Below are 12,141 nucleotides of genomic sequence, written 5' to 3' on the forward strand. Positions count from 1 at the left end.
CTCATCCAGGAAAAAGATTCTTACAACGTTCCTTAAGTCGAATAAAAAAACAGACCCCAAATTTGCGTATCTGCACGTTCTCCCGTCAATTGCTCCCAGGCAGATTGATAAATCTCCAGCTGAGACTGGTAATACTCTTCCAGTCTCTTTTTATCTTCCCTTCTTTTTACTCGATCGGTTTTATAATCAATAATTTTCCATCTGTGGTTGACTTTATATACTAAATCTATGATCCCTTTCACATGGAAGGCTTCAACTTCATGATTGTCTGCAATTAATGAATAGAGCTCACTTCCTCTCTCCGCACGCAGACCAATCGGCACCTCAGTAAGAATCGTTTCTGCGTGCTGAAGTTCGGACCATATCTTTGATTGCTTGAATTGATTAATATAATCATATACCTCTGTTTCTTTTTCTTTTGAGAAGTTATACGCAGCAAGTAAATGTTCAATCAGCAGCTCAATCGGCTTTTCATTAACCAGGTGTTCTAAAACCGTGTGAATTATGGTTCCCCACTCTTTGCCGCCTCCTGCTTCCCGATCAATCTGTAAAACTGACTGATAATCTTTATTTGCGGTTGGACTGAAGGATTCATAGGATGGTTTTTCTGCTTGTTTCATCCAGTTATATTGGTTTTCAGTATGATTATGAGGATATTCCTCTTCTGTAATCATCCTTATCGCAGTCTCGTTTTGCTCTGACTGCTCTGTGAATCCTTTCAAATTTTCAATTAAGGGTACTTCTAAGAGTGTTTTCCAGGGATTTTTCCTATTGTTCTTTTCACTTCCACTAATAATTAAGGCTTTTTCCGCCCGGGTAGCAGCCACATACAGTATACGTTTTTCCTCTTCTGTTAAGTAGTGCAGCTCTTCCTGCTTAATCTCATTCCATTGAAAAGGCATAGCCACTGGCTTTTTATGAAACCTGCTGATGTTCTTATAGAAGGAAAAATATCCTTTGGATGAAGTATCATCCCGTTTAATGTGCTGCTTTATAGAAGATTCAGGGTTTACCTGCTTCCATGGATGAGCCAGAAAAACAATGGGGGCTTCCAATCCTTTCGATTTATGTACATTCATCACCCGAATAGCATCTGTTTCCTCCTCCATGTTTACAACTACCGTTTTCTCATCCACCATGTCTGCCAATAAAGTAAAAACATCGCGATAATCAGAAAATCCTTCTGCTTCCGTTTTTCGAAGAGCATCCAGAATCTGAAGCAGACTTTTAAACGCTCGCTTCCCGTGATTATTTAACAGCAAAAGCGGATAAAAGCCGGCATCCTCCATGATCCTCTCTATTGCTGTCGTTGGGGATAAAATCCGAACCCATTTGTGATAGGTTCTTAATCGAGTCAAAGCAGTTGTGAATTTTTCCACGGTTCTTTTATTAAGCTGATCCGGAATCGGTGAATAAATGGAGAACCTTCCTCCATTCCGTTTCCACTGATACAATTCATTATCGCTAATCCCAAAGAATACACCCCTGAGAGCTGCTGTAAACAGGACAGGATCTGAAGGGTCAGTAAATGTGCTGAGTAAAATTTTCAGTTCCTGAAACTCAATCATATCACCTATGGCCATTTCACCGCTTACACTTACTGGCATATTGTGCTCCTCCAGAATTTTGGCATAATGACCAACACTATCGTTATAGCGGGTAAGAACCATAAAATCACTGGGTGTAAAACCCTCTTCTTTACGTAACTGTTGAATGGTTCGAGCGATATTTTCTGCATCCTTTTTAATAACATCATCCTTCCTTGTAAATTCAGCTGGTACCATTAATGATTTTATTCCTGAAAAGGCCGTTTGTTTATCCTTATGATACGCATTTAATGGGAGATAAGCCGCCTGGTATGCCGTTTCTGTTTCAGGAAGCTGCTGCTCAAATACCTCATTCAGGTTTTCAGTTATACTATCTAAAGTACGAAAATTCATGGTAAGCTGAAGAACCTCACCTCCGTGTTCAACCATTAATTGTTTCACACGGTTATAGGTATCCATGTCAGCCCGGCGAAACCGGTAAATCGCCTGTTTTGGATCTCCCACTACAAACAGGGATCCTGGTAGTGGCTTACATTTTGTCCATTGTGTCTCATTTGTGTTCACACTAGTAAGGTAAAACATAATCTCAGCTTGAACAGGATCCGTATCCTGAAATTCGTCCACTAAAAGAGAGTGGTATTTTTGCTGAAAATAGTTTCTTACCTCTGCATTGTCTCTTAATAGACTTCGGGCTGTCAGCAATAAATCCTGAAAGTTGAGCAATGAACGTTCATCTTTAAGACTCTCATACTCATTTAAGGCCTGACGCAAAAAGGAAATGACATCAGAATGGATATATTCCCTCCATTGCTTTAATAATGGTACAATTTTCATTTCTGCCAGAGCCCGAATTTTATCATAAAAGTATTCAGCATCCTCTTTGTACATCCAGCGGTTATAGGTTGGCTTCAGATTTTTATCAAATTGTTCAAAAACGTCAATGATATCTTTGTCCTGTTTATGATTCATGTGCCTCATTTTCCGTAAGGCCACTGTAATAGCAGACTGCAGCTTGTCATACCCTTTTTGAGGCTCCATTTCAGGGAGTGCTCGTCCTGCTTCCTTTAACACCATCTTTAATGCTTCAAATGTCTCCTGTAATTCCGGCTTTGGTCTTCTTTCAGTCATCCACTGAACATCTTGAAAATCCTTCATCATTTTTAGATTTTCAAATTGTTCCTCGACAGGAACCCCTAATTCCAATAATTGATCAATGATTTGAGGTTCTTTCTCCTGAATCGTTTGTAAGAAACTATCCCATGACTCTTCTAATAGTTCAAGATCCTGACTTTCTTCCAATTCCTTAAAATCAATATCCAGTTTAGCTTCAATCGGACGTTCTCTTAAAAGTTTTGCACAAAAAGAGTGGACAGTACCTAAAAAGCATTGATCCATTTTCTGTAGTGCTTCCCCGAGGCATTCCCGTTTTTCTGGATCCTGTTCGGATGTCCAGGCTTTCTCAATTTCACTTTGAAAGCGTACCTTTAATTCATCAGCTGCTTTTTTCGTAAAGGTAATCGCTGCGAGTTCATGGACTTTACAGGTTTCTGTGTAGATAAGATTAACCATACGGCTTACAAGACTGGTTGTTTTTCCGGAACCGGCACCTGCTTCAATCAGAAAATTAGTGGTAAGCTCCTTCTCAATTTTTGTACGGGCCTCCTGATCCATAATTTTCTTACTCATAATTGCGCACCCCCAAGAATTTCCTGATTCCATCCGCATCAGGATCCATTTGTTTTGCCTCCAATATTTCAGGGTCATAGAAGCTTCTCCTGCAAACCGATTTAAGCTGACAAAAATGACAATCGGCAGGATCGTCTGTCATGGAAAAATGCCCACTTTTAATCACATCGGTTAAGGTTTCCAATAGATGTAACCCATTTTCTCTCTGTGAAGCATCCTGTTTTCGGCTGAACCTTCTTCCCTGTCCTTTTGATGTTGGAAAGAAGTAGGAACTTTCTTTCACAGCACCTGATTCCAATTTCAAATGCTGTTCAATCGCTAAAGCATAAATAAAATGCTGAAGCTGGCGTCCCCCCTTAAATCTTTCATAGTCCTTATAGTTATACGTGCTTCCGGTCTTATAGTCAATAATATGGTAGTTGCCGTCCTTGCCTCTGTCTACACGGTCAATCTTTCCGGATATATGAATTTTAGCCTTTGATGGGAGTGTAATCACTGCAGGCTCATATTCACCGATACCAAAGGCATATTCGAAATATAAAGCATCATGGTCTATAGCAAAATTCTCTTCCTCCTTAAGGAAAATATCACAGGCTTCCAGAATATCCTGTACTTCCCGCTGAAAAACCCGTTCGTTTGGAGGGGATTGAACCTGTTTTTGCTCTTCAATCAATTGCCAGGCAATCGTGTGTAAGTCTTCTTTATGTAAGGCGTAAGATGGCTTTTGTTTTTTCTCCTTCTGTTTCTGGTAAAAAGACTCAAAAATGCGATGAAGTAACGTTCCTCTAGTTGCAGGATCGAGCCATGCAAAAGAATGATAGATTTGCTCCTCGATCGGTTTTACCTGCAATATTTCTTCAAGAAAGTAGGCATAAGAGCATCCTGCCAGTTTCTCAAGCTTTCCTGCGGTCACGGTACGGTTCGAATTTAAACGGGGATCGTATTCACGCGTGTCGATATCAATCCGTCCATCATATTCGGTGAATGCATGTGTGTTACGTGAATAATCTGCCTGCAGACCGTACTGTAAATTCACATAATGATCCAATAATTGCTGATTCGGGTGATAAACTTCCTTTTTTGTCATATAGAGAAGCCAGAAGTCTTTATCCATAAAGGGTTGTTCAGGTATTACCCGGGCTGGTAAATCTTTTAATTCCTTAAACTCCGCGTGATGGTTCCCCGTTACCATACGATAGCACTGTAAAAACAAATAGGAAGGATTCACAGATCGGTTTTCACTCATATTAAAACTGCAATAGCTAATGGTTACAGGGCCCTGCGACAAAGCCAATAGCTGCAGCATGACATATTGATGTTCCTCCCCTTTGTTCTTCATAAGCTCCAGGTTGTTACTAAGCTTCTTTCGTTCCTGGTCAAGCAGAAGCGGGTCCTGACCGGATGAACCAGGAAACGAACGGTTATCTGCCCCGACGATAAAAAGATGTTTTCTGCTATGATAAATCCCCCTATGATAGGCATCAATGTGCAAATAACCGGGTTTAGGCCCTGATTTGCGTACACGGATAGAATCCAGACTGTTATACAGCTTTTCAAAAAGGTCATATTTGGGTAACGCTTCGACTGCATACGGAATGATGCTGTTTAAGGTCTCAAGTATGGCTTGCTGAGCTGATTGATCAATAGCTGAAACGGAATTTGCGAAGTTTTTCAGGAAAAAATGAAAGGACGTAAGGAATTCTTTTTCACGGATGACAGATTCCATAGGCGGCAACTGTTTAAATAGACGGTCAAACCAATCTTTTAACCAGGCGATATCCTGAAGCTTCCTTTGGATAGCTTCCTTGTCATTTGTGCTGTCAGCATACCATTGCCTGTACTCGTACTTCTTAAGCAGTTTGTCAAGTTGATGCTTATACCTTTTCGGTCCCCACCCAATTTCTGCTTCCCGCAAAAGGTTAATAAGACGCACATTTGACGGTGCATTCTCTGGCAAGGCAATTAATCCTTCATTGAGAAGGTGGATAAAGAAACGTGTACTGTATCGTTCATCCATCCATTGCAGCAGTCCGCGAACCAGCCTGCCTGGTCGACTTAATGATAAAGGCAATCCTTCTCCAAAAGTGACCGGCAATTGATGCTGTTCAGCTAATTGGTACAGAATCGTTACATACGGTTCCGGTCGGGTATAAAATAAAATACAGGAATCTAAACGTAGGGTTTGCTGTTTGATTTGAGCGAGGATTTGTTTGAGTTCGGTTTCCTCTGTTTTCGCGGTAAAGATAGATAGGTCTGCTTGATCCTCGGCCTCATCCAGCTTATACAAGTAACTAAAAGGACCTGGTCTTCCCCAATTGATGCTTCTAAGATTATAATGTTCAGGAGGAGAAACACCAAGAACTTCCGGCAGTGGCAGCTTATAATAATGTTCCGGGAGTATTTTTTTAAGAAAGGTGAGTTCTATATCAGATAAATGTAAATGAGATTGAAGAATATAGATAGAATTTGAAGTCTGTCTCACAACTTGAATTGCCTGTTGATATAAGCCTGCTAAATCCTGCAAATGATGAACAGCGATTAACTGTTCAAATTGAATAAAAATTTTTCTCATATCTTCAGCCTTTTCCGACGAAATGAATGCATGCGCAGGCAGGTTTTCACTTGTATAGCCGGCCATACGAAGCTCTTCTATCATCTGATAAATGCTTTGACTAAAAGAAGGGGTTACTTCCATTCCGCTAAAATAGGTTAAACTCCGGCTTTCCTGTAGTTCTTTTAATAAATAATAGATAAGGTGCTGACCCAGTACTGGTTCCAGTAGCGAAAACGATGGATTCCCATAAATCGCTATGATATCCTGTGTCATATCCTTTACCGTTTTGATTTTTAAATGGATAGAACGATAACCATTCTTCAGAAATGACTGATAGATTTGTTCTCCAACTGAATGCGAATCAACAATGAGTATTTTTTCTTCAAAGGGATGACGGGCACAAATCTGATGGAGCTCTTCAATGTGTTCCTGCATGTTCAGCCTCCTTGCAATATCTACTATAATTTCTATTATGCTGTTTTTTACCGTTGCTGGCAACATAAATTGTGTATAATTTTGGGAATGTTGGGATTTTTCATGAACAAAGGCATAACCACCGGACGTGGCCCTTCCTATTTTTTGATCCATAAAACCGCTATTTTATAACACAAAAAATGGAACGTCAGGGGTTCCGTTCCATTTTCATCATTACCCATTGCTGTTCTTGTTGGCAAGTTCTCCACGATCGGCAGTCATTGGTGGTTGTTCCATCCATCGGTTTTTGATTAAAATATTTGACCCATCTTCAGAATATTTTTGGACTTCAAGGGATAATCGGTTATACATTACACCTAAATCAACTCTTGGACTTTGAGACATTGCTGTACCATAGTAACCTATACTTAAGCCAATTAATGCTGAAGTAAAAAACATGATTAGCTTATCAGAAAAAGTAAAGGAAGTACTTGTTGTTACTTCCGATGAAATTGACATAGGTACAGGAAGATTTTCTTTTTCCAGTTTCCCCCCAAATACCTTAGTATGCTTTTTACCAATCTCGATTCCTTTTAAAAGAAACTTCTTTACTTCCTTAGACTGTGCAACCTGACTAAAGCCTGTCAAAGTCACAACTCCAAGAGCATTTCTTTTCAAGTTGGAATATAAACTGGAAATTTCGCTGGCAAGAAGAGATCGCTTTTCACCAATGATATCCAGGATAAACCCCTGCTTCTCAACATAATCAATTTCCTCAAGCTTTGGAAGTTTAGCTGACCTCTGATATAAGCCCTTTTTTAACAATAAATCCTTAGAGATTTTATATAAATGCATGGTTTCGTACATGCATTCTATATAGTAATCGGTTATATCCTGTCGAACCGATCCTGCGACAGCACCGGAGTAATTGGTCTGACCAATGATAGCCATATGATTCAGATAATTTAAAACATAAACATCTGAATAAAGTTTTGGAGCTTTTAAATCGACATCCTCGTCCAGTTTAAACCCAACTGGAATTGCATAATTTTCCGCCTGAAAAATCTCTGTAATTTTTTCAATGTGACCTTGAGACAATTCCAGAGCGTGTGAGGTAATCGATTTAATTTCTTCGTCCTCTATGTTTTTTAAAAAATAGGACAGCATACAAATACTTGCACTGTCATTTAAATATTGGGCCCATAATGGTGAAATTTCCGAGGCTGTTAACCCAATATGTTTTTCATTTTCCATCTGGTACCCTCCATATCGAGACTTTTAAGGATTATTATCCTACAAAGACTTATGAATTATGTAAAGGGATGATTGAAAGGAAAAGGACTGCCTTTCCCTTGTATGAGGAAACACAGTCCTTGGCAACTAATAAAGAAGTTCATACACTTCATGTAATTGATACCCGCGTTCATGATCACCTGATTCATTAGCATGATGAATTTCCTTTAACAGAATCTCCCTTAGTAAGCGACTTTCCTCTTCATCCAGATCTCTTGAAAAAAGATTCTCCGACGAATAGTGATTTGTTGCGATTTTGTTATCAATATCCCTGACAGCATCAATTTCCTCTGTGTAGTTTGATAAAACTTCCTGTAAATAAGATAAAGATTGATCCATCTTTATTCCTCCTAACACTTCTTTCTTATTGTTAGGATGGTTTGATACCTGGTGAATATTCACCTAAAAGAAGTGGAGATGATAACAAGTTATGCCGAAACCTGCGGGAATAAACCGAATTTTCTGTCATTGTATAGCACTTATTGTCACTCTTTGCGCTTGCCCGGGAAATATTATAATAGTCTGGCAATAAAACTGACAATTTGATCCTCAATAGACTTGCCATACTCTTCACTCTTCATATTGTTTAATATGATGGAGAAAGTCACTGTATTTCCATTAATGGTTTCCGCATAACCAGACAATGAACTAACGGTTGAGATTGTTCCGGTTTTTGCCTGAACCTGTCCGAGTAAGGGTGGTGTCTTCATACGATAACGCAGTGTGCCACCCTCCATTCGATCGTCGGAACCAGCAATTGGAAGGGAATTTTTATATATAGAGAACCAGCTTTCCTCTTGAATACGAAATAACAGCTTGGAGATTTGATTCGGTGTAACTAAATTGATATGGGATAGACCTGACCCATCACGTAAAACCATGGATTCCGTATCGAGATTATATTTTCGTAAATCCTTCTTCAAGATACTAAGTCCATGTTTCCAGCTCCCTTTTCCCTTTTTAATTCTCCCTAATTCTTTAACGAGAATTTCAGCATGACCATTGTTACTTAACTTCATAAAAGGAATAAAAAGCTCTGACAGGGGAATTGAATCCTTGGTCAAAAGGGTTTGGGCTGAGGAAGAGGCTTTTCCTAAAGAACTTTTTGAAACGGTAATTCCCTGAGCCTTGAGATTCTTTTCAAACAAATGCAACACATATTTGGCTGGATCCCAAACGGCTATCCATTCTTTTTCAGCTGCTGAATCGAGTGGAATTTGCCCTGAGATTGTAATATGGTTTGTCCCGTGTTTTCGATTAACCTCAATGTCTTTTCCTTCTTTGGCAGAGACGGTTTCAAGCTGATTATTGATGGAAACATAATTAGTTTCAGGTGTTAACGTAACTTTTGTTCTCTTCCCAACCTGATTTGCAGGAGTTATATTGGCTATAATTGTCCCCGCATCATATTCCCGGTCAGGTGAAATCGATAAGGCAGATACCTGCGCTCCATAATACGTATCCTCATCTGTCCAGGGAAGGTCCTGTGAGTAATGCTTATCATCATACCAGGTATCATCCCCTACCAGTTTACCTTTAATTTTATGTATGCCTTTTGCCTTCAGCTGTTCAGCAAAATTTGCGAGATCCTTTTCCATTAATGTGGGGTCTCCTTTTCCTCTAATATAAAGATTTCCCTTTAATACACCATTTTTTACCTGTCCATCTGTTAAAACTTCTGTGGAAAATCGGTATTCCGGCCCCAAAATAGATAAGGCTGAAGCAGCTGTCAGCAGCTTAAGATTCGAAGCAGGACGGAGTAATTTCGAGCCATTATGCTGATAAAGAAGTTCTCCTGTATTTGCATTGCGAATACTTATTCCTGCTATTGCTCCCTCTAAGTGAGTCTCATTTTGTAAAAGCTGATGAATCTGACGGGAAAATTGATCCGTCTGTGCTTCAAGCGAAGATGTACTCCTGTTCGTGCCGATTAGAGCTAGTGCCAGTACGAAAACGAGGAAAATGAATCGAAGGATATTTTTATTCATACATGTAACCTCCTTTTTATACGACATAAAAAAGCTGGAAATATTGCCTGTAATCAGACATGATTTCCAACTTATTATATTTCTATCCTATATACAGTTTTAGGTTTACATAATCATTTTATAGTATATCAATCCGCGGTATACGTATTCCCATTCTTTTGTTTCACCTTTTTTTCCTTCATAAGATGGCCCAAAGCCCGTTTGAATGCAGCTTTACTTATATGAAAGGTAGCACGAATCTCCTCAGGATCACTTTTGTCATCAAATGGCATCATCCCTTCGTTAGCATTCATATAAGCCAGAAGCGACGCAGCATCCTCTGCAATACTATTCTGTTTCAATGGACGCAAGGAAATATTTACAGAGCCATCTGACTTCACATCAATGATCCTCCCTTGTACCCTTTGACCGAGACGGGGTTCCTCTTTCCTCTCGGAATGGTGGATAAAACCCCGGTATCCATCATCGGTCAGCATTACACCTCCCTCTTTACTGGTTCTGTAAATACGTCCACTGACAGACTTATGAAGCACATCGTTTCCGGCATCCAAAAAGTCCTCACTTGTGAAAATGTCCTCTGTTGCCGGTTTCGCCAATAAACGGTTTCTTTTATCCAGATCTAAACAGACATACAGGAAATCCCCTGCTATTGGCCAGACCGATTCATACAGAGGTAAATCATCTTTGGATACAAGGATTTCTTTGTCCGTTCCAATATCCACAAACACACCCAGATTCGGGATGACATCGACGACTTCGGCCCAGTCATATTGATCTCTCCGAACAGTTGGAATTACAGCTGATGCTACTACCTCCCTTTTTTTATCCTGATACAGAAAGACATCCAGCTGTTGTACGGATGGATCGATGGTTTCAGCGGATTTTTCGACATCCATAGTGACATCAGAAACCCCATCTGTTAATATCCATATCCTCCCTTTCTTTTCTTTCACTCTTAATGACTGAATGGTTCCTGCTTTATCTTTCATATAAAACACTCCTTTTAACCCATAAACATTGACAATTTATGTATCTGCAATTATTATCACACGTAAACTCGGAATTATTTTTATTTATATCTCAACACCCATTTTTTAGGAGGATTGGATGAAAGTCTACGTGGATGCAGATGCAAGCCCAGTCAAGGATATCATTATTGCAGAGACAAAACCACTGAATATTCGTGTTGTGTTCGTTATGAGTTTTTCACATTTTTCAAATCAGATTGAAGAACCCCATGTTGAAACCGTGTATGTGGATGCTGGTGCAGATTCTGCCGATTACCGTATTATGAAGCTGGCTCAATCTGGAGATATTGTAGTGACACAGGATTATGGCCTGGCATCTCTGGCATTGGGAAAAGGTTGTATCGTTCTTCATCATAAAGGATTTCAATTTACCCAAGATAATATTGATCAAATGCTGACCATGCGTCATGCAAATGCAAAAGCCAGAAAAGCCGGATTTAAAACGAAAGGACCTAAAGCCTTTACGGAAGAAAACAGGGAGCATTTCAGGAATTTCTTTAGGAATATCATTAAAAAAGCCCCCTGAGAAAGGGAGCTTTTTTTTATTTCAAGTCCATCAGTATTTATTTGTTCATGGTTTGTTGTGCTTGAGTTACAAGGCGCTTTGTAATTTCTCCACCTACGGAACCATTAGAACGAGATGTTGAATCTGCTCCTAACTGTACTCCAAATTCCTGTGCAATTTCAGTTTTCATTTGGTTTAAAGCATTTTCAACTCCAGGTACCACTAGTTGATTGGAATTATTGCTGCGGTTTTGTTGTGCCATTATTCTAATGACCTCCTTGAGAAATTTATCGTCTTGCACCCTTAGCCTTATGGAGGATTGGATTTTATTATGCTCTTTTTGTAAATTTATTGACTGGTAATGTTTGAGAACAATGGATTTTAGTGGCCTTCATCAAAAGGTTTACGTGTAAATGCAGAATAGACATAATTGATCATACTGGTGTAATCAAACACAGGCAAATTCACTTCATCCTGTACAGCTTTAGCATAAGGAGGAAGCATACTGCATTCCAGCAAAAACATTTTAATATCAGGGTAATCAGCACATAATTGTTTTGCGGCTGTTACTACCTCAACCTGAACTTTTTCCGTATCTAAAATCCCCCATTCGTCGATAGCAAAGCTGCGGAAATTCGGCTCATTTTCCAGGCCTTTGATTACGATTGGATCCTCCATCGAATGGATGTCTATACTTGATAGCAGATTTTGATCCAATAAATTTGAATCTGCTGTTATAACTCCTATTTTTTCATCTTCTTGAATAAGATGTTTCAGGAAGTGAAATTGAAGCAGGCTGGACAGAAAAACCGGTACCTTTAAATCTCTTGATAGACGCTTTTGAAAAATAGCCATATACCCGCAGTCACCGGTAATGGCTTTCACTCCATTTTGCACAAGATTACGTGCAGCCTCAAGAAACGGGTAATAAAACTTATCATCAGACTCAACCATATTATTCGATTTTAGTCCATTTACTGTTTCATACCTCACCGGAAAGGGAAACGTATGGGCATTTCCTATATCACCAGGTATAAAGGGAGCATAGGAATCAAGCATAAGAATTCCCAATGTTTCTCCATAGCTGACTTGTCCAGGATTGGCGTAATAAATCACTTGGTTATCA

The 12,141-nt window shown here is 39.4% G+C and carries 9 protein-coding genes; 1 reads left to right on the top strand and 8 read right to left on the bottom strand.

Features of this window, described 5'->3' with window-relative positions:
* Nucleotides 1-32: 32 nt before the first annotated feature.
* From ABD006_RS00365 to ABD006_RS00390, 6 genes are all read right to left on the bottom strand, one after another.
* Nucleotides 33-3,233 (bottom strand): UvrD-helicase domain-containing protein, encoded by a 3,201-nt coding sequence (locus ABD006_RS00365; protein WP_343836306.1) that lies wholly within the window; start codon nucleotides 3,231-3,233, stop codon nucleotides 33-35.
* Nucleotides 3,226-6,222, bottom strand: coding sequence for a PD-(D/E)XK nuclease family protein (locus ABD006_RS00370; RefSeq protein ID WP_343836308.1), 2,997 nt, complete (start codon nucleotides 6,220-6,222; stop codon nucleotides 3,226-3,228). Before ABD006_RS00370 ends, ABD006_RS00365 begins: the two co-directional genes overlap by 8 nt.
* A 213-nt stretch (nucleotides 6,223-6,435) precedes the next feature.
* On the bottom strand, nucleotides 6,436-7,455 hold the full coding sequence (locus tag ABD006_RS00375) for a DUF3231 family protein (RefSeq protein WP_343836310.1): 1,020 nt from the start codon (nucleotides 7,453-7,455) through the stop codon (nucleotides 6,436-6,438).
* Nucleotides 7,456-7,581: 126 nt separating this feature from the next.
* The gene (locus tag ABD006_RS00380; RefSeq protein WP_343836312.1) at nucleotides 7,582-7,833 is read right to left on the bottom strand and encodes a sporulation protein; all 252 of its coding nucleotides are present in this window, start codon (nucleotides 7,831-7,833) and stop codon (nucleotides 7,582-7,584) included.
* A 173-nt stretch (nucleotides 7,834-8,006) separates the two neighbouring features.
* On the bottom strand, nucleotides 8,007-9,482 hold the full coding sequence (gene dacB / locus ABD006_RS00385) for a D-alanyl-D-alanine carboxypeptidase/D-alanyl-D-alanine endopeptidase (RefSeq protein ID WP_343836314.1): 1,476 nt from the start codon (nucleotides 9,480-9,482) through the stop codon (nucleotides 8,007-8,009).
* A 128-nt stretch (nucleotides 9,483-9,610) separates the two neighbouring features.
* Nucleotides 9,611-10,471 carry a S1-like domain-containing RNA-binding protein gene (locus ABD006_RS00390; protein ID WP_343836316.1) on the bottom strand — a complete coding sequence of 287 codons (861 nt, stop codon included), beginning with the start codon at nucleotides 10,469-10,471 and terminating at the stop codon, nucleotides 9,611-9,613.
* 118 nt (nucleotides 10,472-10,589) lie between these two features.
* Between ABD006_RS00390 and ABD006_RS00395 the strand changes: the two genes are divergently transcribed.
* Complete coding sequence (locus ABD006_RS00395) at nucleotides 10,590-11,036, top strand: YaiI/YqxD family protein (protein WP_343836319.1); 447 nt, start codon at nucleotides 10,590-10,592, stop codon at nucleotides 11,034-11,036.
* A gap of 37 nt (nucleotides 11,037-11,073) precedes the next feature.
* Here the strand turns inward: ABD006_RS00395 and ABD006_RS00400 are convergent, their stop codons facing one another.
* Nucleotides 11,074-11,277: an alpha/beta-type small acid-soluble spore protein gene (locus ABD006_RS00400; protein ID WP_343836322.1), complete on the bottom strand. Its 204-nt coding sequence runs from the start codon at nucleotides 11,275-11,277 to the stop codon at nucleotides 11,074-11,076.
* 119 nt (nucleotides 11,278-11,396) lie between these two features.
* The gene (locus ABD006_RS00405; protein ID WP_343836324.1) at nucleotides 11,397-12,131 is read right to left on the bottom strand and encodes an aspartate/glutamate racemase family protein; all 735 of its coding nucleotides are present in this window, start codon (nucleotides 12,129-12,131) and stop codon (nucleotides 11,397-11,399) included.
* Nucleotides 12,132-12,141: the final 10 nt, after the last annotated feature.

It is taken from the genome of Salinibacillus aidingensis, assembly GCF_039522525.1.
Lineage (GTDB): Bacteria > Bacillota > Bacilli > Bacillales > Alkalibacillaceae > Salinibacillus > Salinibacillus aidingensis.

Excerpts from the sequence above, each read along its gene's own strand:
- ABD006_RS00390 (WP_343836316.1), bottom strand. The coding sequence starts at position 10,471 with ATGAAAGATAAAGCAGGAACCATTCAGTCATTAAGAGTGAAAGAAAAG.
- ABD006_RS00370 (WP_343836308.1), bottom strand. The coding sequence starts at position 6,222 with ATGCAGGAACACATTGAAGAGCTCCATCAGATTTGTGCCCGTCATCCC.
- ABD006_RS00395 (WP_343836319.1), top strand. The coding sequence starts at position 10,590 with ATGAAAGTCTACGTGGATGCAGATGCAAGCCCAGTCAAGGATATCATT.
- ABD006_RS00400 (WP_343836322.1), bottom strand. The coding sequence starts at position 11,277 with ATGGCACAACAAAACCGCAGCAATAATTCCAATCAACTAGTGGTACCT.
- ABD006_RS00365 (WP_343836306.1), bottom strand. The coding sequence starts at position 3,233 with ATGAGTAAGAAAATTATGGATCAGGAGGCCCGTACAAAAATTGAGAAG.
- ABD006_RS00380 (WP_343836312.1), bottom strand. The coding sequence starts at position 7,833 with ATGGATCAATCTTTATCTTATTTACAGGAAGTTTTATCAAACTACACA.
- dacB (WP_343836314.1), bottom strand. The coding sequence starts at position 9,482 with ATGAATAAAAATATCCTTCGATTCATTTTCCTCGTTTTCGTACTGGCA.
- ABD006_RS00375 (WP_343836310.1), bottom strand. The coding sequence starts at position 7,455 with ATGGAAAATGAAAAACATATTGGGTTAACAGCCTCGGAAATTTCACCA.